At 36.0% G+C, this 24,444-nt stretch carries 22 protein-coding genes and 5 tRNA genes; 19 read left to right on the top strand and 8 right to left on the bottom strand.

Features of this window, described 5'->3' with window-relative positions; all coding sequences use genetic code 11:
• Window positions 1-74: 74 nt before the first annotated feature.
• On the top strand, window positions 75-2,660 hold the full coding sequence (locus K1I94_RS10315; RefSeq protein ID WP_223315254.1) for a YfhO family protein: 2,586 nt from the start codon (window positions 75-77) through the stop codon (window positions 2,658-2,660).
• Window positions 2,661-2,747: 87 nt separating this feature from the next.
• Here the strand turns inward: K1I94_RS10315 and K1I94_RS10310 are convergent.
• The 7 genes from K1I94_RS10310 to rlmH form a co-directional block, all read right to left on the bottom strand.
• A tRNA-Asn gene (locus tag K1I94_RS10310) sits at window positions 2,748-2,821 on the bottom strand.
• A gap of 5 nt (window positions 2,822-2,826) precedes the next feature.
• Window positions 2,827-2,898 (bottom strand) — tRNA-Glu (locus tag K1I94_RS10305).
• A 45-nt stretch (window positions 2,899-2,943) separates the two neighbouring features.
• Window positions 2,944-3,708, bottom strand: a complete 765-nt coding sequence (comE, locus tag K1I94_RS10300; RefSeq protein WP_002899424.1) for a competence system response regulator transcription factor ComE — start codon at window positions 3,706-3,708, stop codon at window positions 2,944-2,946.
• 5 nt (window positions 3,709-3,713) lie between these two features.
• Window positions 3,714-5,048 carry a competence system sensor histidine kinase ComD gene (gene comD, locus K1I94_RS10295; RefSeq protein WP_223315253.1) on the bottom strand — a complete coding sequence of 445 codons (1,335 nt, stop codon included), beginning with the start codon at window positions 5,046-5,048 and terminating at the stop codon, window positions 3,714-3,716.
• A 27-nt stretch (window positions 5,049-5,075) separates the two neighbouring features.
• Window positions 5,076-5,183 carry a hypothetical protein gene (locus K1I94_RS10290; protein WP_002894290.1) on the bottom strand — a complete coding sequence of 36 codons (108 nt, stop codon included), beginning with the start codon at window positions 5,181-5,183 and terminating at the stop codon, window positions 5,076-5,078.
• 180 nt (window positions 5,184-5,363) lie between these two features.
• A tRNA-Arg gene (locus K1I94_RS10285) sits at window positions 5,364-5,437 on the bottom strand.
• A gap of 42 nt (window positions 5,438-5,479) precedes the next feature.
• Window positions 5,480-5,959, bottom strand: coding sequence for a 23S rRNA (pseudouridine(1915)-N(3))-methyltransferase RlmH (rlmH, locus tag K1I94_RS10280; protein ID WP_002927418.1), 480 nt, complete (start codon window positions 5,957-5,959; stop codon window positions 5,480-5,482).
• A gap of 203 nt (window positions 5,960-6,162) precedes the next feature.
• Between rlmH and K1I94_RS10275 the strand changes: the two genes are divergently transcribed.
• The 5 genes from K1I94_RS10275 to K1I94_RS10255 all read left to right on the top strand — a co-directional run bounded on the left by K1I94_RS10275 (window position 6,163) and on the right by K1I94_RS10255 (window position 11,343).
• Window positions 6,163-7,335 (top strand): S1C family serine protease, encoded by a 1,173-nt coding sequence (locus K1I94_RS10275; RefSeq protein WP_002901929.1) that lies wholly within the window; start codon window positions 6,163-6,165, stop codon window positions 7,333-7,335.
• Window positions 7,336-7,398: 63 nt separating this feature from the next.
• Window positions 7,399-8,160, top strand: a complete 762-nt coding sequence (locus K1I94_RS10270; protein WP_223315305.1) for a ParB/RepB/Spo0J family partition protein — start codon at window positions 7,399-7,401, stop codon at window positions 8,158-8,160.
• 213 nt (window positions 8,161-8,373) lie between these two features.
• On the top strand, window positions 8,374-9,726 hold the full coding sequence (dnaA, locus tag K1I94_RS10265) for a chromosomal replication initiator protein DnaA (protein WP_223315252.1): 1,353 nt from the start codon (window positions 8,374-8,376) through the stop codon (window positions 9,724-9,726).
• 158 nt (window positions 9,727-9,884) lie between these two features.
• The gene (dnaN, locus tag K1I94_RS10260; protein WP_002908362.1) at window positions 9,885-11,021 is read left to right on the top strand and encodes a DNA polymerase III subunit beta; all 1,137 of its coding nucleotides are present in this window, start codon (window positions 9,885-9,887) and stop codon (window positions 11,019-11,021) included.
• Window positions 11,022-11,148: 127 nt separating this feature from the next.
• Window positions 11,149-11,343, top strand: coding sequence for a DUF951 domain-containing protein (locus K1I94_RS10255; protein WP_049552985.1), 195 nt, complete (start codon window positions 11,149-11,151; stop codon window positions 11,341-11,343).
• Window positions 11,344-11,469: 126 nt separating this feature from the next.
• Here the strand turns inward: K1I94_RS10255 and K1I94_RS10250 are convergent, their stop codons facing one another.
• Window positions 11,470-11,961, bottom strand: coding sequence for a DUF1307 domain-containing protein (locus K1I94_RS10250; protein WP_002922817.1), 492 nt, complete (start codon window positions 11,959-11,961; stop codon window positions 11,470-11,472).
• 166 nt (window positions 11,962-12,127) lie between these two features.
• On the opposite strand from K1I94_RS10250, the gene ychF reads away from it, so the two are divergent.
• The 13 genes from ychF to K1I94_RS10190 all read left to right on the top strand — a co-directional run bounded on the left by ychF (window position 12,128) and on the right by K1I94_RS10190 (window position 24,280).
• Window positions 12,128-13,243: a redox-regulated ATPase YchF gene (ychF, locus tag K1I94_RS10245; protein ID WP_223315251.1), complete on the top strand. Its 1,116-nt coding sequence runs from the start codon at window positions 12,128-12,130 to the stop codon at window positions 13,241-13,243.
• Window positions 13,244-13,316: 73 nt separating this feature from the next.
• Window positions 13,317-13,886: an aminoacyl-tRNA hydrolase gene (pth, locus tag K1I94_RS10240; protein WP_223315250.1), complete on the top strand. Its 570-nt coding sequence runs from the start codon at window positions 13,317-13,319 to the stop codon at window positions 13,884-13,886.
• The gene (gene mfd / locus K1I94_RS10235) at window positions 13,879-17,382 is read left to right on the top strand and encodes a transcription-repair coupling factor (RefSeq protein WP_223315249.1); all 3,504 of its coding nucleotides are present in this window, start codon (window positions 13,879-13,881) and stop codon (window positions 17,380-17,382) included. Before pth ends, mfd begins: the two co-directional genes overlap by 8 nt.
• Before the next feature lie 90 nt (window positions 17,383-17,472).
• Window positions 17,473-17,739: an RNA-binding S4 domain-containing protein gene (locus K1I94_RS10230; protein WP_002894302.1), complete on the top strand. Its 267-nt coding sequence runs from the start codon at window positions 17,473-17,475 to the stop codon at window positions 17,737-17,739.
• On the top strand, window positions 17,732-18,100 hold the full coding sequence (locus K1I94_RS10225; protein WP_002894303.1) for a septum formation initiator family protein: 369 nt from the start codon (window positions 17,732-17,734) through the stop codon (window positions 18,098-18,100). Before K1I94_RS10230 ends, K1I94_RS10225 begins: the two co-directional genes overlap by 8 nt.
• A gap of 2 nt (window positions 18,101-18,102) precedes the next feature.
• Window positions 18,103-18,231 carry an SP_0009 family protein gene (locus tag K1I94_RS11365; RefSeq protein ID WP_263281177.1) on the top strand — a complete coding sequence of 43 codons (129 nt, stop codon included), beginning with the start codon at window positions 18,103-18,105 and terminating at the stop codon, window positions 18,229-18,231.
• Window positions 18,224-19,507 carry a serine hydrolase gene (locus K1I94_RS10220; protein ID WP_223315248.1) on the top strand — a complete coding sequence of 428 codons (1,284 nt, stop codon included), beginning with the start codon at window positions 18,224-18,226 and terminating at the stop codon, window positions 19,505-19,507. Before K1I94_RS11365 ends, K1I94_RS10220 begins: the two co-directional genes overlap by 8 nt.
• Window positions 19,504-20,781 (top strand): tRNA lysidine(34) synthetase TilS, encoded by a 1,278-nt coding sequence (gene tilS, locus K1I94_RS10215; protein ID WP_223315247.1) that lies wholly within the window; start codon window positions 19,504-19,506, stop codon window positions 20,779-20,781. The genes K1I94_RS10220 and tilS overlap by 4 nt, the downstream gene beginning before the upstream one ends.
• Before the next feature lie 4 nt (window positions 20,782-20,785).
• Window positions 20,786-21,328, top strand: coding sequence for a hypoxanthine phosphoribosyltransferase (gene hpt / locus K1I94_RS10210; RefSeq protein WP_223315304.1), 543 nt, complete (start codon window positions 20,786-20,788; stop codon window positions 21,326-21,328).
• Window positions 21,329-21,345: 17 nt separating this feature from the next.
• Window positions 21,346-23,325, top strand: a complete 1,980-nt coding sequence (ftsH, locus tag K1I94_RS10205) for an ATP-dependent zinc metalloprotease FtsH (protein WP_223313942.1) — start codon at window positions 21,346-21,348, stop codon at window positions 23,323-23,325.
• Window positions 23,326-23,430: 105 nt separating this feature from the next.
• Window positions 23,431-23,502 (top strand) — tRNA-Glu (locus tag K1I94_RS10200).
• Between the two features lie 5 nt (window positions 23,503-23,507).
• Window positions 23,508-23,581, top strand: a tRNA-Asn gene (locus K1I94_RS10195).
• 213 nt (window positions 23,582-23,794) lie between these two features.
• Window positions 23,795-24,280, top strand: coding sequence for a sigma-70 RNA polymerase sigma factor region 4 domain-containing protein (locus K1I94_RS10190; RefSeq protein WP_060976337.1), 486 nt, complete (start codon window positions 23,795-23,797; stop codon window positions 24,278-24,280).
• The last annotated feature ends 164 nt before the right edge of the window (window positions 24,281-24,444 follow it).

Below are 24,444 nucleotides of genomic sequence, written 5' to 3'. Positions count from 1 at the left end.
TCCTTGTCAACTTATGTTTACAAAGCTTTACAGAGGCATGAAACAACGTTTCTGCCTCTTTCTATATAAGAAATATGAATCACATTAAAGAATATTTTAAAAAAAATTGGCCTTATTTTTGTGCCTTCTTTCTTCCATTTTTCATCATGTTCTTTGTCTACTTGATGTATGGAATTTACTGGAATAGCGAAACATCTCCCTTGCTTGGTGATGGCTTTCATCAGTATGTCATTTTTGACACCAACCTAAGAAATATCCTCCATGGCACAGATAGTATTTTCTATACTTTCTCCAGTGGACTGGGCCAGAATTTCTATGCTTTATCCAGTTATTATTTAGGTAGCTTCTTATCTCCCTTAGTTTATTTCTTTGATTTGAAATCAATGCCAGATGCCGTCTATCTATTTACCTTAATCAAGTTTGGATTAATCGGACTCTCTACCTTTATCAGCATCAAAGGAATATTCAAAAAGATTCCAGCTTTACTCATCATCACTCTTTCAACTTCATTTTCTTTAATGAGTTTTTCAGTCAGTCAATTGGAAATTAAAACCTGGCTGGATGTGTTTATCCTTGCACCTTTGATTGTGCTAGGTTTACATAGATTGATAGCTAGAAAAGGCAGAGTACTATACTTTACAACACTGTCAATTCTCTTCATCCAAAATTATTATTTTGGATATATGATGGCAATCTTTTTAGTCTTTTGGTACCTTCTTCAATTATCTTGGGATTTCAAAAATAGAATTAAAAGTTTACTTGACTTTACAGTCGTATCTGCTTTAGCAGGTCTGACTAGCCTAATCATGATTCTGCCAACTTACCTAGACATAAGTACTCATGGTGAAACCTTAACAAAAGTTTCTTCCTTGTTGACAGAAAAAAGTTGGTTCTTAGATGTGTTTGCTAAAAATTTTATTGGCAGTTTTGATACAACCAAATATGGTTCTATCCCTATGATTTATGTCGGCACCTTCCCATTGATTCTGGCTATCTTATTTTTTACCTTAAAATCTGTTAAGTTTCACGTGAAACTTTGCTACTTTTTACTCATTGCAATTTTTATAGCTAGTTTTTATCTTCAATATTTAGACTTGCTTTGGCAGGGAATGCATGCACCGAACATGTTTCTTCACCGTTATTCTTGGCTATTTTCTCTGGTAGTTATCTATATGGCTGCTGAGACTTTAAATCGTTGGAAAGACGTGAAATTGATGAATGTTGCCATTAGTTTCACTTTGCTCAGCCTCGGATTCATTCTTACTTTTATTCAGAGAAAACATTATGACTTTTTGGGTCCTGAAAACTATATTCTAACATTAGAATTCCTGCTGGCTTATCTCTTGATTAATTTTGTCTTAGCAAAATCTTCTATTCAACCAAAAATCATTCTCCCTGTCTTGCTTTTCTTTGTTACTTTTGAATTGTCGCTTAATTCCTATTATCAAGTTGGAGGAATTGCTAAAGAATGGGTATTTGCCACTCGTTCTTCATATTCCAGTCACCTTGACGAGATTGACAAGCTTGTCAACTATTCCAAAAAGGACAATATTGACTTTTTTAGAACAGAAAGATTGAATCCACAAACGGGCAATGACAGTATGAAATTCAACTACAATGGAATTTCCCAGTTCTCATCTGTCAGAAATACTCAAGCAAGTTCTACTTTAGATAAACTTGGTTTTAAATCAGCAGGAACAAATCTGAATCTACGTTATCAAAACAACAGTATTTTAATGGACAGTATTTTTGGTGTTCGCTACAATCTATCTGAAACAGATCCTCAAAAATTTGGTTTTCTTCCTGAGAAAACTGAAAAAGAAATGTCTCTCTACCAAAATGATGCTGCTCTTGGTTTAGCTTTTCTGACCAATGATGTTTACCATGATGTCAAGTTTACAAATTTGACTTTAGATAATCAGACAGAATTTTTGAATCAATTAACTGGCTTTGATTTTAAATATTATGATAAAGTAGATGCTATAACTACTAATGAAAATGTCAAGCAAATTGGTAACAGAGTTACTGTGGATGTTGACAGAGAGCATAATACAAGCTTTGCTAGTGTAGTCTATACTGTCAATGTACCTGCTAACAGTCAACTATATGTTAATGTTGCTGGGATTGATTTTAGTAATGATGATCAGACAGATGTTGACATTACTGTCAATAACTTTACAGAACGTTATACAACTAATAATGTCTTTCCTTTCTTTAATGCTGGCTATTTCAGTCAAAGTCAGACAGTGTCTATTCGCTTTACATTCCCAGACAATTCGACAGTTTCATTTGATACGCCAGAATTTTTTGCCGTTAATACTGAGCAATATCAAAATGTCATTCAAAAATTAAAAGAGCAGCCCGTTTCCACAACTACTGATTTAAACACAGTAAAAACAAATTATAGAGCGGAAAAGGATACTTCATTATTCTTTACCATTCCTTATGATAAGGGATGGTCAGCCACTCTTAACGGGAAGCCTATCGCACTAAAACGAGCTCAAAACGGCTTTATGAAATTAGATGTGAAAAAAGGAGAAGGAAATGTTGTCCTCACTTTCATTCCTAATGGACTGAAAGAAGGTGGCATTGCCTTCATATCTGGCATAATTTTATTTGTTTGCTATAATTTTCTACGTAGGAAACGACATAGAATGTAAATATATAAAAAATAAGGCTCTTCATTAAAATGCTAGTGAAGGCCTTTTCTTGAACAATAAAAAAACACCCACTAGGAGTGTCTCTAGCTCCGGCAGTAGGACTCGAACCTACGACATCATGATTAACAGTCATGCGCTACTACCAACTGAGCTATGCCGGATTATATAGTCCGTACGGGATTCGAACCCGTGTTACCGCCGTGAAAAGGCGGTGTCTTAACCCCTTGACCAACGGACCATATGGTATGCTCTCTTTCAGAACATATTCCATTATATCAGGTTTTTAAGCTTTGTCAACTCTTTTCCCTTTATTTTCGAAAATATCTTTCAGATATTTCACTCTTAAACGAGTGACCGGACAGCGATGATTTTCGTAAAAAATAATTTCTCGATTTTTCTTGTCATAATCAACAATGTTGCCAATATTCACCAGATAAGATTTATGTGGTGAAAAAAATCGTTTAGATTGCTGATCTTTTTCTTGAATATCTGTTATCGTTCCATAAAATTCCTTAAGAAAATTTTTACCGACAATCCGAAGTTTATGAGAGCTCCCTGTCGTTTCGATATACAAAATATCGTTATAAGGCATTCGAACATCATTGCCACGATAACTATATTCAAAATAATCTACCATATTGGTATTTTCAATTAGTGTACTCTTAGTGTAAAGAATACTGTCTTTGATTCTATTTTTAAAAGCATCATTGTTGATATCTTTATCAATAAAATCAAGTGCTGATACTTTATATTTAAAAGTCATAGTAGCAAATTCAGATTTTGAGGTTACAAAAACTATAATGGCATAAGGATTATGATGACGGATAAATTGAGCTACTTCCAGCCCTTTTGTTTCTTCCCCCTTAATGTCAATATCCAAAAAATAAAGCTGGTTAACGTCTCCATTTTCAATATATTTTTTGAATTCTTTGATTTTTCCTGTAACCTGAACCTGGATGTCAATTCCAAGTTCCTCAGCAATTTCTGCTAATGTCGTTTCCATCCTGACTTGATGAGATACGGTATCCTCTAAAACTAACACTTTCATAAATTCTATCTCCTAATTGTTAAAATCTGTGTAAAATTGCTTGGCTCAATTTGTGTATCAAGGGTGATAAATTCATACCTATCTAAAATTTCCTTTATGTTATTCAATCCGAAGCCTCTATTTTCTCCTTTAGTTGAAAACTCGGGCTGATAGAGTTCTTCCAAATCCAATTTTCCTTCTTTACGAGAATTTTGAACAACAAAAATGGTTCTATCATCCAGTTGAACCAGAGAAACATGGACAATTTTTTCCAGGCTGTCAATGGCACTCTCAATAGCATTATTTAATAAAATACTAGCAATTCTGACCAGATCTAACAATTTGATTGGAAGGCGTTCCACTTTATCCTTAACTTCAAAAGTCAGCTGAATCTGATGTTCACGCGCTTGAAAGATTGTCTCAGTCATGACACTCCTTAAAGCTGAATCTCCTACATTATTCAAATCAAAAACTGTATATTTATCTGAACGCAGGTTCAAATTTGCATCAGCCAAGACCTCTTGATAAATGTGCTCAATTTCCTTGATATCTCCAGTTTGAATAGCCACTTGCATACTTGTCAGCATGCTAGCATAATCATGACGAAAACCTTTGATTTCATAGTACAATCTCACAATTTCATCAGTATATTCCTGAAGTCGAAGCTGTTCAGATTCTTTTTGACGCAAACGCTCTTCTTTCTCGTATTTCTCACGGCTGTCCTTGAATGTCACCAAGGTAGAAAGAAAGGCCAAGAAACAAATAGTAGCAATCATACTGCTAAAACTGTTGAAATGCTTTATATTACTAATCCAGTGAGAGAGATTTAAAATCAGCCAATTCATTGCATATAAACTACTAATCATCAGAATATGAGATTTAAAGAAACTTCTTTTAAGATAATCTATTCTGAAATCAAAAATATCAATAACCTTTACCATAAAGAACAAGGATATTAAGTTGATACATGTCAGAAACAAGCCCATGTACTGAGCTACAAAATCATCTCCTAAAACAGATGAAATAATAACTGAAAAGAAAGTAGTAGAGCTATCAATTGACAAACATAAAAAGAAGGAAAGTAAGAAAGATTGGTATCTTTTAATCTTTTCAACTCTACAAAAATACCAAACTAAAAATAGAGGGAGAAAAAATGACAGTGTATATGATGGAATTGTGCTAGAAAATGAAAATATGTGTCCTAAAAAAGCAATTATAAACGGAACTATAATCTCAAGACCAAAGCAAACAGCTACAAAAAAGCGAGTATGCTTAATTTTAGTGATTTTTGATAAAATCACTAAAAATGCACCTACATTAATAAAAGGATGAATAATTAATCCAATTATTTCAAGTGACATAAATTTCTCCCCTAAACTTTAAAATTCTTATCTTCCAAAAATCCAACCCCATGGATTTGGAACACCTCTTAAATCCCAAAAGGTTTGAACAAGTGAATTGCTATTCGCAGCAATTTGAAAAGAATAGATTTTCATAACTATCTCCTATCTTTTTATCTTGTAAGTCACCTTACATTTATCATTATAGAAAAATAGAAAGAGTTAGTGACAATTTTCCCTGAAATGTCATTTTTTATCCCCAAAATGACATTATACCAAAAAAATAGAAGAAAAAAACACGAAATATTGTAAAATATTTCGCATTTTTTACATTTCTGATCTCAGCAGGATTCGAACCTGCGACCGTTCGCTTAGAAGGCGAATGCTCTATCCAGCTGAGCTATGAGACCAATACTATCTCATTCTATCAGAAAATAGGGTTGCCGTCAAGATTACTTATGATAAGGACTCCCCTGCTGAATCATAAAAGCTCGATAGATTTGCTCTATTAAAACAAGGCGCATCAGTTGATGAGGTAGCGTTAATTTGCCAAAACTCATCAGAAGATTTGCCCGTTTTTTTACTGCAGGAGATAAACCTAAACTTCCGCCAATAACAAAAGTGATATCAGAAAAGCCATGCACTGTAGTATCCATCATGAGCTGACTAAACTTTTCTGACGGAAATTGCTTTCCTTCAATTGCCAAAGCAATAACGAATTCACGCTCATTGATTTTAGCCAGAATTTTATTTCCTTCTTTTTCAAGAATCTGCTGATTTTCTAAATCACTAGCTTTATCAGGTGTTTTTTCATCCGCTAGCTCAACCATTTCCACCTTGCAGAATCGATTGAGACGCTTCATGTATTCAGCAATTCCATCCTTTAAATATTTTTCTTTCAGTTTTCCAACTGTTACAAGTTTTATTTTCATAAGTCTATTCTATCATATTCATCTATACTTCACACTTTATTAACAAGTAAAATTTATCTGGGAATCGGCTAATCTGTGTATTTTCTAATGCCTATCAACAGTTTTTCTAAGTTTTCCACAAGGTGTGGAAAACTTAGAGGATTTAAGTTATAATTAAGTTTAGCTAACTATAATTTCATCAATTGTAATTCAAGGAGGAAAACATGAAAAACTCTTCAAATGCCATCAAAAAGGCTTTATTGCTTTTTGCAGTGTTAATTGTAGGTTTTATCGGTGGAAGTTTAGGAAATTATGTTACTACATTAGTAACTTCACGTGTAAAAATGAATGGAAATTCAACAACCAGTGTAACTACTTCATATAAAAACTCTACTGACATTTCAGAAGCTGTGAAAAAGGTTCAAAATGCCGTTGTTTCAGTAATTACTTATGCTGAATCTTCCAGCAGCGTTATCAATGATGAATCTTCCAACGATGAATCACAAATCTCCAGTGAAGGTTCTGGCGTAATTTATAAAAAAGATGGAAAATCAGCCTATCTGGTAACCAACACCCACGTTCTTAATGGATCAACCAATGTAGATATCTTACTAGCTGATGGAAACAAGGTTCCAGGTGAAGTAGTTGGATCAGATGTTTATTCAGATATCTCTGTCGTTAAAATTAGTTCTGAAAAAGTAACTGATGTCGCTGAATTTGGAGATTCTGGTTCTCTTACAGTTGGTGAAACAGCAATCGCTATCGGAAGCCCTCTTGGAACAGAATATGCTAACTCTGTAACACAAGGAATCATTTCTAGCCTAGGCAGAAACGTTACGTTACAATCTGAAAATGGTGAAAATATTTCAACAACTGCACTGCAAACAGATGCTGCAATCAATCCTGGTAACTCTGGCGGCCCATTGATTAACATCCAAGGACAAGTTATTGGGATTACTTCAAGTAAAATTTCAACAAATGGTCAAACTTCTGTTGAAGGGATGGGATTTGCCATTCCATCTAATGATGTCGTAAATATTATCAATCAACTTGAGAAAAATGGAACAGTCACACGTCCTGCTTTAGGAATTCAAATGATGGATTTATCTAATCTGACAACTTCTGATTTTTCTAAATTAAATCTTCCTTCTTCAGTGAAATCAGGTATTCTTGTTCGCTCTGTTCAGCAAGGAATGCCTGCTGATGGCAAGCTTCAAAAAAATGATGTCATTACAAAAGTAGATAACACAGATGTGGAATCCACTAGTGATTTACAATCTGCTCTCTACAAGCATAGCATTGGAGATGAGGTGGAGATTACTTATTATCGAGATGGTAAATCTCAAACAGTCAAAATCAAACTCACTAAATCAACAAAAGAGTTAAGCTCAAATTAATCTATTTACAAGATTGTCAACACACCTTTACACAATCGTAAAGGTGTGTTATTCTATATACAAATGGAAAACTTTCAATATATTGCACTTAAAGACATTCGAACCAATCCTTATCAGCCTCGTAAAGAGTTTTCACAAAAAAAGATTGAAGAATTAGCGGCATCAATCAAAGAAAATGGTCTCATTCAGCCAATCATTCTTCGGAAATCTTCACTTTTTGGTTATGAAATTTTAGCAGGAGAACGGAGATTTAGAGCTACCTCTTTTCTTGGCCTAGAAACGATCCCAGCTGTCGTCAAAGAATTATCTGATGATGAAATGCTGAAACAGGCCATTATCGAAAATCTTCAAAGAGAAGACTTGAATCCTATAGAAGAAGCTGAGTCTTATCAAAATTTGATTGACAAAGACTTGACACATGATGAAATTGCTAAAATCATGGGAAAATCTAGACCCTATATCAGCAATATTGTCAGACTTTTACAGCTGTCTAAAGAAGTTCGCCAAGCTATCAAGGAAGAAGAGATTTCTCAAGGACATGCTCGCCTGCTGGTCCCCTTAAAAGAAGAAGAACAGTTACTATGGCTGGAAAAAATCTGTCGAGAAGATTTATCGGTTCGAGCAGTTGAAAAGCTTCTCCAGCAAAAAAAGAGTCTCAAAAAGAAACCTAATAAAGAACTGTTTGCTAAATCTGAAGAGGAAAAAATTAAAAAAATTCTCGGTCTGGAAGTTTCTATTCAGTTAAAAAGCCAGAGTAAAGGAAAGCTGATTATTCCTTTTGAAAGCGAAGAAGAATATCAAAGAATTATAAACAGTTTTAAATAAAACTGTTATTTTCTTTTTTTAAAATAACAAAATTATCCACTGTTAAATCAATTAGGAAGCCTATTAGAATAAGAAATTTTAGCTTTATTCACATTCTGTGGATAACTTTAGCTAACAATGTGAATTCTTTTCCAGTTCTTGTGGAAAACTTTGAACCTTTATGATAAAATAAGATGCGTATGAATCAGAAAATTATAGAAAAGGAGGGAAGTTATGACCAAAGAACAGGACTTTTGGAATCGTATTTTAGAATTGGCTCATGCTCAGCTAAAACAGACAACTTATGATTTCTTTGTTGCTGAAGCCAAGCTTGTCAAAGTTGAAGAAAAACAAGCTTTTATTTTCCTGGATAGTCCGGTGAAACAACTATTTTGGGAGCAAAACTTAGTAGGAGTTATTCTTACTGCAGGATTTGAGATTTTTAATGATCAGATTGCTGGAAAATATATTTTTGAAGAAGAAACTAAAATTGACACACCGAAATCTGCAGTAACCAGTCCTCAAATCAGCACTGTTCAGCCAAGCTTGCCACCTGTTGATACTGGCTTAAAGTCAAAATATACCTTTGACAATTTTGTTCAGGGAGACGGAAATATCTGGGCTAAAGCCGCTGCCTTAGCGGTATCTGAGAATCTAGCCACAACCTATAATCCTCTTTTTATCTACGGAGGACCTGGCCTGGGCAAAACTCATTTATTAAATGCTATTGGCAATCAAATTTTAGAAAATATTCCAGATGCGCGTGTCAAGTATATACCAGCTGAAACCTTTATTAACGACTTCCTTGAACATTTAAGATTGGGAGAGATGGATAGCTTTAAAAAAATCTATCGTAGTCTGGATCTTCTGCTAATTGATGACATTCAATCTTTGGGAGGAAAAAAGGTTTCAACTCAGGAAGAATTTTTCAACACTTTCAATGCTCTTCATGGTGAAAATAAACAGATTGTTTTAACCAGCGACCGCAGTCCTGATCATCTGGATAATTTGGAAGAACGCTTGGTAACACGTTTCAAATGGGGATTAACTCAGAATATTACACCGCCAGATTTTGAAACACGAATTGCAATTCTGCGAAACAAAATAGAAGATTTGGATTATATTTTCCCGAATGATACTTTGGAATATCTTGCAGGACAGTTCGACTCCAATGTCCGCGACTTAGAAGGTGCTTTGAATGACATCAGTCTCATCGCTAGAGTTCGTCATCTGAAGGAAATCACTATTGATATAGCTGCAGAGGCTATTCGAGCACGCAAGCAGGATTCAAACCAGGTAACAGTTATCCCGATTGATAAGATTCAGTCTGAAGTTGGGAAATTCTATGGTGTTAGTGTCAAAGAGATGAAAGGCAGCCGTCGAGTACAAAATATCGTTTTAGCTAGACAGGTAGCTATGTATCTGACTCGTGAACTGACTGACAACAGTCTGCCTAAAATTGGTCGTGAATTTGGCGGGAAAGATCATACGACTGTTATCCATGCACATGGAAAAATCAAAACTATGATTGAATCAGACGACAATTTGCGTTTAGAAATTGAAAGCATCAAGAATAAAATTAAATAGCGTGTGGAAAACTACAGATTTTTTTCAAAACTTATCCACACTTTGTGAACAAGTCTCAAAACTTGTTAGAATAAGGACAAAGCTATTTTTCCACATAATTCACACAAACTACTATTACTATTAATCTTATAATCATAAATAAATAAAAAGGAGATCCCATGATTCATTTTTCTATTAATAAAAATCTCTTCTTACAAGCTTTAAATACCACTAAAAGGGCTATCAGCCATAAAAATGCAATTCCTATTCTTTCTACTGTAAAAATCGATGTTACCAAAGAAGGAATCACCTTAATCGGCTCAAATGGCCAAGTGTCGATTGAAAACTTTATTTCTACTCAAAATGAAAATGCAGGCTTGCTTGTCAACTCAACAGGTTCAATTTTATTAGAAGCGACTTTCTTTATTAATGTTGTTTCTAGCCTGCCAGATATTATTTTGGATTTTAAAGAAATTGAACAAAAACAAATCGTCTTGACTAGCGGCAAATCAGAGATTACCTTGAAAGGAAAAGACGCTGACCAATATCCACGAATCCAGGAAATTTCTGCCAGCAATCCCTTGGTTCTTGAAACAAAAATTCTCAAAGATGTCATTAACGAAACAGCTTTTGCAGCCAGTGTTCAGGAAAGCCGTCCAATTTTAACTGGTGTTCACTTTGTTTTGACAGATAACCGTTCTTTGAAAACAGTTGCGACAGACTCCCACAGAATGAGTCAAAAGAAAATTACTCTAGAGAAAAACGGAGATAATTTTGACGTAGTCATTCCAAGTCGCTCTTTACGTGAATTTACGGCTGTTTTTACCGATGAAATTGAAACGGTAGAGGTTTTCTTTGCTAACAATCAAATTCTTTTCAGAAGCGAAAATATCAGTTTCTACACCCGCCTCTTGGAAGGAAATTATCCAGATACAGATCGTTTGATTCCGACTGAATTTACGAGTGTCCTTACTTTTAATACTTCTGATTTACGTGCAGCTATGGAACGCGCTCGTCTCTTGTCTAATGCCACACAGAATGGAACAGTTAAACTGGAGATTGCAGGCGGTATTGTTAGTGCCCATGTAAATTCACCAGAGGTAGGCCGTGTTAACGAAGAAATTGATACAGAAAGTGTAACTGGCGAAGATTTGACCATCAGCTTTAATCCAACTTATTTGATTGATGCTTTGAAAGCCATTGACAGTGAAAAAGTAACGATTAGTTTTATCTCATCCGTTCGTCCTTTCACCTTGGTACCGAGTGAAGACACAGAAAACTTTATTCAGCTGATTACACCTGTCAGAACTAATTAAAATGAAAAGCAGTGGGACAAGTTAAAGATTTTTAATTCTTGGTCCTAAGCTCTTTTCATTTACAAAGTACGATAGATGCTTAAGTTTTCTTCCTGGACTATGATAGTTCCTTGAAAGGAGAAAGAAAATGTATGAAATTGGTCATTTTGTAGAAATGAAAAAGCCGCATGCCTGCACCATTAAATCGACTGGAAAAAAGGCGAATCGCTGGGAAATCACAAGGGTTGGTGCAGATATCAAAATCCGTTGCACCAATTGTGAACATCTTGTAATGATGAGTCGTCACGATTTTGAAAGAAAAATGAAGAAAATAATAGATTGAACTAAAAAATCATCGTAAATGCTATTGTAGAAAACTAATTTGCATTGCTGAAGATTAGATTTAGATTTTTTTCTGATTTTTCAATCAAAAATGGATAGGACTTAAAAAGTCCTATCCATTTTGCTTTTATTTAAGATCTTCAAATTTACCGTCTTTAACTTCTTTATAACCTGCTTTTTCAAGTAATTTAGCAGTTTCTTTATAGCTGATATAATCCGCTTTTTGATTACCAGATGTTTGAAGAAGCTGTTTACTTTGTAGTTCTTCAATATCAGCTTTACTGAAATCAATTGTCAGTTTTTCAGTTAAATAATCATCTTTGTACTCGATTTTATGAGTTAATCCTTTGATACCCTCAATAGATTTAGCATAGGCTTCTGTCTGCTCTTTAGCAGTGTCTTTTGTCAAGCCAACTGGTTTATAGTAGAAGGTGTTGTTTGTTTCGTTTATAAGAAGCTCATCACCTTTATATTCAACAGTGATGCGGCTATCTTGTTTAGTATTTTGGTCAATCAGCTGGAAATAAGCTTTTTTAGGACTGCTGCAGGCAGCTAAAACAAACAAAGCGGAAATCGCAAGGAAGGAAAGAAAAAGTGTTTTGAAAGTATTCTTTTTCATTAGGGACTCCTTTAATAAAAATATTAGCTATATTATACCATTTTTTTCTTCAATTTATTTTACATTTTTGTAAAGAAAGCTAGAAAAAATAACTTAAATCCGCTGTTTAGGATAAGGATTTATGGTATAATGGTTTGGATTGAAAAGATGAATGGAGAAGATAAGAATGGCTTTGACAGCAGGAATCGTTGGTTTACCCAATGTTGGTAAGTCAACTTTATTTAATGCAATTACAAAAGCAGGTGCAGAAGCAGCTAATTACCCTTTTGCGACAATTGATCCAAATATCGGGCGGGTAGAAGTTCCGGATGCTCGTTTGGATAAATTAACAGAACTCATCAAACCACAGAAGAAAGTTCCAACAACATTCGAATTTACTGATATTGCTGGAATTGTGAAAGGTGCTTCAAAAGGAGAAGGACTAGGGAATAAATTCTTAGCCAATATCCGCGAAGTAGATGCTATCGTCCATGTAGTACGTGCCTTTGATGATGAAAACGTCATGCGAGAACAGGGCCGTGAGTCTGAATTTGTAGATCCAATGGCTGATATTGAGACCATTAATCTAGAATTGATTTTAGCAGACTTAGAAAGTATTAACAAACGCTATGCGCGTGTAGAGAAGATGGCTCGTACCCAAAAAGATAAGGATTCAGTGGCAGAATTTAATGTTTTACAGAAAATTAAGCCTGTCCTGGAAGATGGTCTGTCAGCTCGCACAATTGAATTCACGGAAGAAGAACAAAAAATCGTTAAAGGACTCTTTCTTTTAACGACTAAGCCGGTTCTCTATGTGGCTAATGTCAGTGAAGATGAGGTAGCAGATCCAGATAATATTGACTATGTGAAGCAGATTCGTGAATTTGCAGCTACAGAAAATGCTGAAGTTGTTGTCATTTCAGCGCGTGCGGAGGAAGAGATTTCTGAATTGGACGATGAAGATAAGTCAGAATTTCTGGAAGCTATCGGCTTGACAGAATCAGGTGTAGATAAACTGACCAGAGCAGCTTATCATCTGTTGGGACTTGGAACCTACTTTACAGCTGGTGAAAAGGAAGTGCGTGCTTGGACCTTTAAGCGTGGAATGAAAGCTCCGCAAGCAGCTGGCATTATTCACTCAGACTTTGAAAAAGGCTTTATTCGAGCAGTCACTATGTCTTATGATGACCTAGTGCACTATGGCAGCGAAAAAGCAGTTAAAGAAGCTGGACGTTTGCGTGAAGAAGGAAAAGAATATATCGTTCAAGATGGCGATATTATGGAATTTAGATTTAATGTGTAAAGTATTTGTAAAGTCTAAAAATTCTAGGTTGGAAATTTTTTTCCAGCCCTTTTGGCTTTTATAAAGGAGAAAAATGGTAAAGTTAATAGTCGGTCTGGGAAATCCAGGAGAAAAATATATCGAAACCAAACATAATGTTGGTTTTATGCTAGTTGACAAGAACTGTAAAGATCTTGATTTAAAGTTTACAACTGATAAAATCTTTCAAGCAGATATTGCTTCTACTTTTCTGAATGGTGAAAAAGTCTATTTTGTAAAACCAACTACATTTATGAATGAGAGCGGAAAGGCCGTTCAAGCTTTACTAGCATACTATGGTTTAGATATAGAGGATTTATTGGTCATCTATGATGATTTGGATATGGAAGTTGGTAAAATTCGTTTGCGCAGCAAGGGTTCAGCTGGCGGCCATAACGGTATTAAATCTATTATCAAACACATTGGAAGTCAAGAATTTAAACGGATAAAGATAGGTATTGGCCGTCCAAAAGAAGGCATGACAGTGGTCCACCATGTTCTAGGAAAATTTGATAAAGATGATTATATAACAATTCTGAATACTCTTGATAAGGTTGACAATGCTGTAAAGTATTATTTACAGTCAGGCAATTTTGAACAAGCAATGCAGAAGTATAATGGATAATAAAATGAACTTGATTGATTTATTTTGTCAAAACCAGCAAATTTCAGATTGGAAGAAAAATCTCCATAAAAGCAGCAGACAGTTGATAATGGGATTGTCTGCATCAACAAAAGCAATCACTATAGCGGCTGGATTAGAAGAATCAGAGAAAATCCTTGTGCTGACTTCTAGTCAAAATGAAGCAGATCGTTTGGCTAGTGATTTGATTTCTTTGTTGGGAGAAGACAAGGTCTATACTTTCTTAGCAGATGATACTCCTATAGCAGAATTTGTTTTTGCTTCACAGGAAAAAATATTTTCGAGATTAGATGCTCTAAACTTTTTAATAGACCATCAAAAGTCTGGAATTCTAGTTACTAATGTCGCAGCCAGCAAATTACTCTTGCCTGATTCTATTGATTTTAAAAATACCAATATAAATTTGACAGTTGGACAAGAATATGACCTAAATAATCTTGTAAAGATGTTGTCAAGATCAGGATACAAGAAGGTGTCTCAAGTTTTAAGTCAGGGAGAATATAGTCTAAGAGGAGACATCTTAGACATTTTTGAGCGCTCAGCAGAGGCACCTTATCGCCTGGAGTTTTTTGGCGATGAAATTGATGGTATTCGGATTTTCAATCCAGAAAATCAAACTTCAATTGATAACATAGAAAGTATTTTGATTAAACCTGCTTCTGATATCCTGCTTTCTGAGAAAGATTATGCTCGAGGACGAGAAAATCTGGAAGCTATTTTAGAAAAAGCTGTTGATCCTGCTTTGAAATCTTACTTAGAAGAGCTACTAATAAGTGCCAAAGAGGAGTTCCATCATGCAGATATTCGCAAATTCCTTTCTTATTTTTATCAGAAAGAATGGACTATTTTAGACTACTTGCCTGTTCATAGTCCTGTATTTTTTGATGATTTTCAAAAAATTGTGGATCGGCATGCTCAATTTGAACTGGAAACAGCTAGTTTGTTGACAGATGATTTACAAAGTTGTAAAGCTTTATCAAGTCAGAAATATTTTGCAGATAAATACCAAGATTATCGTCAATATAAACCAGCAACCTTCTTTTCAAGCTTTCAAAAGGGGTTAGGAAATCTGAAATTTGATACTTTTTATCAATTCAATCAGTATCCAATGCAAGAATTTTTCAGTCAGTTTCCCTTGCTCAAGGAAGAAATTAATCGTTATAAAAAATCTGGCTATACAATCATCTTACAAGCGAATCCTTCGGCAGGTTTACAAAGTTTACATAAAAATTTACAGGAATATGATATTCATTTAGACTATATAAAAGAAGCTGAGATTCACAAAAATGCAGTTCAGCTTATTGAAGGAAGTCTTGTTCAGGGATTTAATTTCGTAGATGAGAAAATTGTGTTTATTACAGAGTACGAAATTATTCACAAGAAAATAAAACGAAAAATTCGACGTCAGAATATCTCCAACGCTGAACGACTGAAAGATTACAATGAGCTAGAGAAAGGGGATTATGTTGTCCATAATATTCATGGGATAGGACGTTATCTGGGGATAGAAACGATTGAAATCTCTGGCGTCCACCGTGACTATCTGACAATTCAATATCAAAATTCTGATCGTATTTCGATTCCAGTTGACCAGATTGATCTCCTATCAAAGTATGTTGCCAGCGATGGAAAAACACCTAAGGTAAATAAGCTAAATGACGGTCGCTTCCAGAAGAGTAAGCAAAAAGTTCAGCATCAGGTTCAGAATATTGCGGATGATTTGATTAAACTATATGCTGAACGTAGCCAGCTAAAAGGTTTTGCTTTCTCAGCGGATGATTCTAATCAAGAGGAATTTGATAATGATTTTCCTTATGTTGAAACAGAGGACCAGCTAAGAAGTATTCAGGAAGTGAAGAAGGATATGGAAAGCAGTCGTCCAATGGACCGGCTCTTAGTTGGTGATGTAGGCTTTGGAAAAACAGAAGTAGCTATGCGGGCTGCTTTTAAGGCTGTCAACGATCATAAACAGGTGGCTGTATTAGTACCAACAACGGTTTTAGCCCAGCAGCACTATACTAACTTTAAAGAACGCTTTAATGATTTTGCGGTTAATGTCGAGGTACTCAGCCGTTTCAGGAGTAAAGCAGAACAAAAACAGACTCTGGAGAAGCTGCAGAAGGGACAAGTTGATATTATCATCGGAACCCACCGACTCTTATCAAAAGATGTAGAATTTGCGGATTTAGGTTTAATCATCATTGATGAGGAGCAGCGTTTTGGAGTTAAACATAAGGAAACATTAAAAGAATTGAAAAAGAAAGTTGATGTCTTAACTTTGACAGCAACTCCTATTCCTCGAACTCTTCATATGTCTATGCTGGGGATTCGCGATTTGTCAGTCATTGAGACCCCGCCTACCAATCGCTATCCTGTTCAGACCTATGTTTTAGAAAGCAATCCTACAGTAATTCGAGAAGCTGTCTTACGTGAAATAGACCGAGGTGGACAGGTTTACTATCTTTACAACAAGGTTGACACAATTGAACAGAAAGTTTCAGAGTTAAGAGAGTTAATCCCAGAAGCTTCTATAGGCTATGTTCATGGTCAAATGAGTGAGATTCGTTTAGAAAACACTTTACTGGACTTCATCAATGGAGAATACGATATTTTGGTGACCACAACCATTATTGAAACTGGGGTTGATATCCCCAATGCCAATACTTTGTTTGTAGAAAATGCTGACCACATGGGGCTGTCAACCTTGTATCAACTTCGTGGACGGGTTGGCCGCAGCAATCGGATTGCCTATGCTTATTTGATGTATAGACCAGATAAAATTTTAACAGAAGTTTCTGAAAAGCGTCTAGAGGCTATTAAAGGATTTACAGAGTTAGGTTCTGGTTTTAAGATTGCCATGCGAGATTTGTCTATTCGAGGGGCTGGCAATATTCTAGGAAGTATGCAATCTGGCTTTATTGATTCTGTTGGTTTTGAGATGTACTCACAGCTTCTAGAAGAAGCCATTGCTAAAAAGCAGGGTAGAGAAAACAAACGTCAAAAGAGCAATGCAGAGATTAATCTGCAGATTGATGCCTATCTGCCTAGTAACTATATTTCTGATGAAAGACAGAAGATTGAAATTTACAAGAGAATTCGTGAAATTGACAGCCGTGTAAACTATGAAAATCTACAGGATGAATTGATTGACCGCTTTGGGGAATACCCTGATGTTGTAGCATACTTACTGGAGATTGGACTTGCTAAGTCTTATTTAGATCAAGCATTTGTAAAGTCAGTAGAACGTAAGCAGAATGCAGTAAGTATTCATTTTGAGAAGATTTCGCAGCAGCTTTATCTGACGCAGGATTATTTTGAAGCACTTTCGATGACGAATTTAAAGGCTCGAATTGGTGAAAAAAATGGCTTGATTGAAGTAATTTTTGATGTGAGGAACAAAAAAGATTATGAGATTTTAGAAGGTCTGGTTAATTTTGGAGAAAAGATGCTGGAAATTAAACAACGCAAGGCAGAATAAAGGTTACAATTCAGTGAAGTTTGGCTTTTTAAGCTCTATTTTTCTCAAAAAATGGTAGAATAATAAATTAAGAGAAAATGAGGTAATAGGATGAGATTAGATAAATATTTGAAAGTGTCACGGATTATCAAGCGACGTCCAGTGGCTAAAGAAGTAGCTGACAAGGGTCGGATAAAAGTGAACGGTATCTTGGCCAAGAGCTCAACAGATTTGAAAGTGGATGACTTGGTTGAAGTACGCTTTGGTAATAAACTCTTGACTGTAAAGGTTTTAGAGATGAAAGACAGCACTAAAAAAGAAGATGCAGCTAAAATGTACGAAATCGTCAGTGAAACAAGGATAGAAGAAGATGCCTAAAAATATCGTCCAACTCAATAATCGTTTTATTCAAGATGAAAATCAACGCCGCAGATATGTGGATCAGGAACGGCGAAAACGCAACCGTTTTATGGGCTGGGTTCTGATTTTGGTGATTCTCTTATTTATTCTACCTACCTATAATTTATACCAGAGTTATCAAACCTTGCTGCAGCGTCGTGAACAGTATTCTAAACTGAAGGAGAAATATCAAACGCTCAGCGAAGAAAAGGTCTATCAATCTGATATAGCAACAAAGTTAAAAGATGACAGCTATGCTGCTAAGTATGCACGCGCTAAATACTCTTTTTCAAAAGAGGGTGAGTACATTTATACCATTCCAGATTTATTACCACAGTAGTTATGGAAGATTTACTAAAAACAATTGAGCAGTTCTTGGCCTTTTCAGATGAGAAATTGGAAGAACTGTCTGAAAAAAATCAAGCTTTGAAACTTCGAGAAAATCAAGAGGAAAGGGGAAAACATGCGTAAGCTTTTGTTACTGATATTTTTGTTGCCAGCTTTATTTAGCAGTATCACAGTTATTAGTACCGAAAAAGATTTCGTGTTAGACGAGGAAGAAAAATATCATTTTACAAGCACTGCGTATGGACGCTATTATGATAGCATCCCGACAAATCCTAATGTTTATGAAGAAACTCCTACATTTACAGATTCTACTCTGAGTAAGACTGCTGGAAAGCTAGTTCCAGACCAGCCAATCCAGATAACAGGATTTTATGTAAATGAAGAAGAAGTCCCGATTTTCAAGCTGAAAAATGGGCAGTTTGTGATAGCGGACAAAAACACAATTTACGAAGATACTGTCCAGTCAATTGAAGATATCCATCAAGAAATGTGGCTGAAACCAGGCTTTATTCTTTATGATAAAGCCAATATCAACGGAGCTAAAAAAATCAATGCAACAGTAGCTCCATATACAAAAGTAAACATTGTCCAAATTGTTCAGACAGTCAAAGGAACTTATGCCCAGATTGAAGGACAGGGCTGGGTTTCTATGGAATTTCTGGATGAAACTGATAATCGAATGGACAAAGTTCAAGAAATTTTGAGCAGTAAGTATAACAAGGCGGACTACTCTATCTATGTCAAACAGCTGGACACAGGCAAAGAAGCAGGTATCAATCAAGATCAAGAGATGTATTCGGCCAGTGTGACCAAACTGCCTTATCTCTACTATGTGCAGGAACAGCTGGATCAGAAAAAACTTTCGTTAGATCAGAAGTTCAAGTATATTGGAGCAGTCAATGATTTTGCAGGTGCTTACGAACCAGAAGGAAGTGGCAGTATTGCTAAGTCAGCTGATGACAAGGAATATTCAGTTCAGGATTTGATAAATCGAGTGGCCAAAGAATCAGATAATGTCGCCCACAATATCTTAGGCTATTATGCGACCAATCAATCTGATAAAAATTTTCAGCAGACGATTAACAAAATAGCTGGCAAGAAATGGGATGTGGAAGAAAGACAAGCTTCTTCACGTATGGCTGGAAATGTTTTGGAAGCGATCTATGAGCAAAATGGCATGATTATCGATGCCTTGTCTCAGACAAATTATGATAATCAGCGGATTTCTAAAAATATAGATGTTAAAGTGGCTCATAAAATTGGTGACGCCTATGATTTTAAGCACGATGCTGCGATTGTCTATACAGATTCTCCTTTTATCATTGTCATTTTTACTAATAATTCAAACTACGATAATATTTCTCAGATAGCAGACGATGTCTATGGAGTTCTGAAATGATTAAGCAAGAATTTCTTAAAAAAATGCAGGAGAAAAAGTATTTCCAAGACCATCAAAAAGTTTTGGTTGCTGTATCAGGTGGACTGGATTCTATGACACTGCTGCAGCTGTTGATTGATTCTCAAAAAGAACTGGCTATCGAGCTTGCGATTGCTCATGTCAATCACAAACAGCGGCCAGAGTCAGATCAAGAAGAAAAGACATTGGTAAAGATTGCGGAACAGCTTGGTGTAAAGATTTTTACATCAAGTTTTTCTGGTAATTTTTCAGAAAATGCTGCTCGGCAGTTTCGTTATGATTTTTTCGGGAACGTGATGCAGGAGGGGCACTATACAGCTTTGGTAACTGCCCACCACGAAGATGACCAAGCTGAGACTGTTTTTATGCGGCTGCTGCGTGGAGCTAGACTTCGTCATCTGTCCGGCATGAAAGCTGTCCAGCCTTTTGCTTGCGGGGAACTGATTCGTCCTTTGTTTACTTTTCATAAGTCAGACTTTCCAGATATTCAGCATTTTGAAGATAGCAGTAATTTTCAAAATGACTATCTCAGAAATCGAATTCGCAATCTTTATCTGCCGGATCTAGAAAAAGAAAACCCACAATTTAAGGATTCTTTGCGGTATCTGGGCAAGGAAATTGAAGATTGGCAGACCGCTTTGTCTCACTTGACTAGGGATTTAGATATAGAAAATGTCCAAGTCTTTCATCAGCAAATCCCCCAGGTTCAACGTTTTCTATTGCAGAACTATCTTGAAAACTTTTCTGGACTGAATTTGAGCAAGCAGCAGTTTGAGGAGGTTTTAAACATCCTGCAGACTAAGGCCAATTATCAGCACACTTTGAAAAAAGACTATGAGCTTGTTAAAGATTACCAGCGTTTTGAAATTAGAAAAATCAGTCGTAAGCCCGATTTAAAAATGGATTCAATTTTGTTAGAATTTGAGAATCTGATTGAGTTTGGGCATTATCGATTTTCATTCGGGATTCCTTTGAGTGGTGAAAATATCCAGAAAATTTTTGTTTCGCGTGAAACTTCGCTGATACTCCGCTTCCGAAAAGAGGGAGACAGTATTTTGCTGAATGGTCATCACAAAAAGCTTCGTCGTCTTTTTATTGATAAGAAGGTTTCCTTTGAAGAACGGAATTCATCTGTAGTAGTGGAACAAAATCATCAAATTTTAGCAATCTTAAATATTGCTATCAGTGATTTGAGTAAGGCATTAAAAAGTGATATAATGAGTACTGTACTTTATATTCAGAAAATAGATGGGTAAAATTATGCTAGAACAAGATATCAAAAAAATATTGATTTCCCATGATGAAATCGTGGATGCTGCAAAAAAGCTTGGTCAGCAATTAACCAAAGACTACCAAGGTAAAAATCCAATTTTTGTTGGAATTTTAAAAGGTTCCGTCCCTTTTATGGCTGAACTAATCAAGCATATTGACACACATATTGAGCTTGATTTTATGTTGGTCTCCAGCTACCATGGTGGTACTGCCAGCTCAGGTGTCATTAATGTTATTAAAGACATTGATCAAGACATCACAGGACGTGATATCCTATTTGTTGAGGATATTATCGATACTGGTCAGACTTTGAAAAATCTGTGCAATTTGTTTAAGGAAAGAAATGCTGCATCAGTTAAAATTGCTACACTTTTGGATAAACCAGAAGGCCGTGTTGTTGAAATCAATGCAGATTATACATGTTTCACAATTCCAAATGAATTTGTTGTTGGATATGGGTTAGATTACAATGAAAACTATCGTAATATTCCATATATTGGTATTTTGAAAGAAAAAGTTTATACAAAATAAAGGTTTACTATTAATAGATGAAAAATAAGCAAAATAATGGTTTAATAAAAAATCCATTTCTCTATATTCTGATTATTGTTGTCCTAGTGACAGGGTTTCAGTATTTCTTTTCAGGAGATACTGGCGGTCGCAGTCAGCAAATCAATTACACAGAATTAGTGAAGGAAATTAAGGAAAATAATGTCACAGAGATGAGCTACCAGCCAAATGGCAGTGTCGTTGAGATTTCAGGTACTTACAAAACACCTCAGGAATCGAAAGAAGATACAGGGATTTTATTTTTCTCTCCAAACGTTTCTAAAGTAGAGAAATTCACAAGTATTATTTTACCGTCAGATATTACAATTTCTGATTTACAAAAATTAGCCTCTGAGCATAACACTGAAATCAGCATAAAGCGCGAAAGTTCAAGCGGAATGTGGATTACAATCCTCACTTCCATCGTTCCTTTTGTGATTGTCATCTTCTTCTTTATGTCCATGATGAATCAAGGTGGCGGCGGCGGTGCCCGCGGTGCCATGAATTTCGGGCGCAATAAAGCGCGTGCTGCTAATAAAGAAGATATTAAGGTTCGTTTCTCAGATGTAGCTGGTGCCGAAGAAGAAAAACAAGAGCTAGTAGAAGTTGTTGAGTTTTTGAAAGATCGGAAACGTTACACCAAACTAGGTGCTCGTATTCCTGCCGGCGTCCTTCTGGAAGGCCCTCCAGGAACTGGTAAAACCTTGCTTGCTAAGGCAGTTGCTGGGGAAGCTGGAGTTCCTTTCTTCAGTATCTCAGGTTCTGATTTTGTCGAAATGTTTGTTGGGGTCGGAGCAAGCCGGGTTCGTTCTTTGTTTGAAGATGCGAAAAAAGCAGCCCCTGCAATTATCTTCATCGATGAAATCGATGCAGTCGGTCGTCAGCGTGGTGTTGGCCTTGGCGGTGGTAACGATGAGCGTGAGCAAACCCTCAATCAGCTCTTGATTGAAATGGATGGTTTTGAAGGCAATGAAGGAATCATTATCATTGCGGCTACTAACCGTTCGGATGTATTGGATCCAGCCTTGCTGCGTGCTGGCCGTTTTGACAGAAAAGTATTGGTCGGCCGTCCTGATGTTAAAGGTCGGGAAGCTATTCTTCGTGTTCACGCTAAGAATAAGCCGCTGGCTAAAAATGTTGATTTGAAACTAGTTGCTCAACAGACACCAGGTTTTGTTGGTGCTGATTTGGAAAATGTTTTGAATGAAGCTGCTTTGGTTGCTGCTCGTCGTAACAAGAAAGTCATTGATGCAGATGATATTGATGAAGCAGAAGACCGGGTAATCGCAGGACCTTCTAAGAAAGATAAGATGGTGTCTGAACGCGATCGTCAAATGGTTGCTTATCATGAAGCTGGACATACTATTGTTGGTTTGGTATTGTCAAATGCGCGTGTCGTACATAAGGTAACTATCGTCCCTCGTGGACGTGCTGGTGGCTATATGATTGCCCTGCCTAAGGAAGACCAAATGCTTCTATCTAAAGAAGATATGAAAGAGCAATTAGCTGGTCTTATGGGTGGTCGTGTGGCTGAAGAGATTATCTTTAATGTTCAAACAACAGGTGCTTCTAATGACTTTGAACAGGCAACTCAGATGGCCCGCAGTATGGTAACAGAGTATGGAATGAGCGAAAAACTTGGTCCGGTTCAATACGAAGGAAACCATGCTATGTTTGGTGCAGCCAGTCCTCAAAAATCAATTTCAGAACAGACAGCATATGAGATTGACGAAGAAGTAAGAGAACTTCTTAATGAAGCACGTAACAAAGCTGCAGAGATTATTCAGTCCCATCGTGAAACTCATAAATTGATTGCCGAAGCGCTTCTTAAATATGAAACTTTGGATAGCAATCAGATTAAATCATTGTATGAAACTGGCAAAATGCCAGAAGAGTCTGAACTTGAATTAGACAAAGAAGCTCATGCGCTTTCTTATGATGAAATTAAAACGAAAATGGAAGAAAAAAGTTCCGAGTAGAAGAAGTTGGAGAAATTCCAACTTTTTTCTCTTTTTCTGAAATAATTATTGACAAAGGAAGAAAAGCTGATATAATGGAATATGTTCTGCAGAAGGACAAGAAATGGTCCGTTGGTCAAGGGGTTAAGACACCGCCTTTTCACGGCGGTAACACGGGTTCGAATCCCGTACGGACTATATAATCCGCCATAGCTCAGTTGGTAGTAGCGCATGACTGTTAATCATGATGTCGTAGGTTCGAGTCCTACTGGCGGAGCTAGGTTTAAAAAATCAAATGTGTTAGCATTTGATTTTTTTCTTGCTTTCATATTTCGTACAATCCTCCCAAATGACTAAATATGTGCCTGAAATGACTTAAAAATAGCTATTCGAGTCAGAAGGGCTCCTGAAAGATGCTTTTTAGAAGAAAAAGTCCACCTTGCTTTCTATTTACAGTAGAATTAAGCCAAGTAAATTTTAAGGAGGAACTATGGATTTTAAAGCTACTTATGAGAAGGTGAAATGGATAGTTTGGAAGTGTAAGAAAGATTACTATATACACTTGTGGGAACATAGCGATTGGGAGCAAGAAGGGATGTTAGTTTTATACGAACTTCTGCTTAAAGAAAAAGGAATTGAAAATGATGAGGAAAAACTCTATCGTTATTTCAAAACAAAATTCAGAAATCATATACATGATAAAATCCGTAAACAAGAAAGCCAAAAGCGAAAATTGGACCGCCAGCCTTATGAAGAAGTGAGTGAGATTGGTCATCGACTAAAATCAAAAGAACTGTTTCTAGATGAGTTAGTTGCCTTCAGAGAAGCGATTGACAATTATAAAAGAACTCTTGATGATGTCGGATTGGATAACTACCAGCGATTGATGAGCAATGAGCGTTTTAAAGGAAGAAGAGCCATGCTCAAAGATTTGAAAAATCATTTAAAAGATTTTCAAGATAATACGATTTTATAATGATCAAGCTTGATGAGTCGCTATCTGTTTTAATAGAATGGGTTCGACTATCAAGTTTTTTTATCAAGAAAAAAACGAAAAAAGATTAAAAAAGGTATTGACAGTTGGGTGGTATAGGTGATATACTAATATAGTTGTCGCGAAAGACAAAGCCCTTTGAAAAC

The sequence above is a fragment of the Streptococcus sanguinis genome (assembly GCF_019929145.1).
Taxonomy (GTDB): domain Bacteria; phylum Bacillota; class Bacilli; order Lactobacillales; family Streptococcaceae; genus Streptococcus; species Streptococcus sanguinis_U.
Note: the sequence above shows the minus strand (reverse complement) of the source record. Positions and strands in the feature narration are given on the sequence as shown.

Bases quoted from the DNA above. Each gene is read 5' to 3' on its own strand.
- K1I94_RS10315 (WP_223315254.1), top strand. From the start codon at position 75: ATGAATCACATTAAAGAATATTTTAAAAAAAATTGGCCTTATTTTTGT.
- comE (WP_002899424.1), bottom strand. From the start codon at position 3,708: ATGAAAGTGTTAGTTTTAGAGGATACCGTATCTCATCAAGTCAGGATG.
- comD (WP_223315253.1), bottom strand. From the start codon at position 5,048: ATGTCACTTGAAATAATTGGATTAATTATTCATCCTTTTATTAATGTA.
- K1I94_RS10290 (WP_002894290.1), bottom strand. From the start codon at position 5,183: ATGAAAATCTATTCTTTTCAAATTGCTGCGAATAGCAATTCACTTGTT.
- rlmH (WP_002927418.1), bottom strand. From the start codon at position 5,959: ATGAAAATAAAACTTGTAACAGTTGGAAAACTGAAAGAAAAATATTTA.
- K1I94_RS10275 (WP_002901929.1), top strand. From the start codon at position 6,163: ATGAAAAACTCTTCAAATGCCATCAAAAAGGCTTTATTGCTTTTTGCA.
- K1I94_RS10270 (WP_223315305.1), top strand. From the start codon at position 7,399: ATGGAAAACTTTCAATATATTGCACTTAAAGACATTCGAACCAATCCT.
- dnaA (WP_223315252.1), top strand. From the start codon at position 8,374: ATGACCAAAGAACAGGACTTTTGGAATCGTATTTTAGAATTGGCTCAT.
- dnaN (WP_002908362.1), top strand. From the start codon at position 9,885: ATGATTCATTTTTCTATTAATAAAAATCTCTTCTTACAAGCTTTAAAT.
- K1I94_RS10255 (WP_049552985.1), top strand. From the start codon at position 11,149: ATGTATGAAATTGGTCATTTTGTAGAAATGAAAAAGCCGCATGCCTGC.
- K1I94_RS10250 (WP_002922817.1), bottom strand. From the start codon at position 11,961: ATGAAAAAGAATACTTTCAAAACACTTTTTCTTTCCTTCCTTGCGATT.
- ychF (WP_223315251.1), top strand. From the start codon at position 12,128: ATGGCTTTGACAGCAGGAATCGTTGGTTTACCCAATGTTGGTAAGTCA.
- pth (WP_223315250.1), top strand. From the start codon at position 13,317: ATGGTAAAGTTAATAGTCGGTCTGGGAAATCCAGGAGAAAAATATATC.
- mfd (WP_223315249.1), top strand. From the start codon at position 13,879: ATGGATAATAAAATGAACTTGATTGATTTATTTTGTCAAAACCAGCAA.
- K1I94_RS10230 (WP_002894302.1), top strand. From the start codon at position 17,473: ATGAGATTAGATAAATATTTGAAAGTGTCACGGATTATCAAGCGACGT.
- K1I94_RS10225 (WP_002894303.1), top strand. From the start codon at position 17,732: ATGCCTAAAAATATCGTCCAACTCAATAATCGTTTTATTCAAGATGAA.
- K1I94_RS11365 (WP_263281177.1), top strand. From the start codon at position 18,103: ATGGAAGATTTACTAAAAACAATTGAGCAGTTCTTGGCCTTTTCAGAT.
- K1I94_RS10220 (WP_223315248.1), top strand. From the start codon at position 18,224: ATGCGTAAGCTTTTGTTACTGATATTTTTGTTGCCAGCTTTATTTAGC.
- tilS (WP_223315247.1), top strand. From the start codon at position 19,504: ATGATTAAGCAAGAATTTCTTAAAAAAATGCAGGAGAAAAAGTATTTC.
- hpt (WP_223315304.1), top strand. From the start codon at position 20,786: ATGCTAGAACAAGATATCAAAAAAATATTGATTTCCCATGATGAAATC.
- ftsH (WP_223313942.1), top strand. From the start codon at position 21,346: ATGAAAAATAAGCAAAATAATGGTTTAATAAAAAATCCATTTCTCTAT.
- K1I94_RS10190 (WP_060976337.1), top strand. From the start codon at position 23,795: ATGGATTTTAAAGCTACTTATGAGAAGGTGAAATGGATAGTTTGGAAG.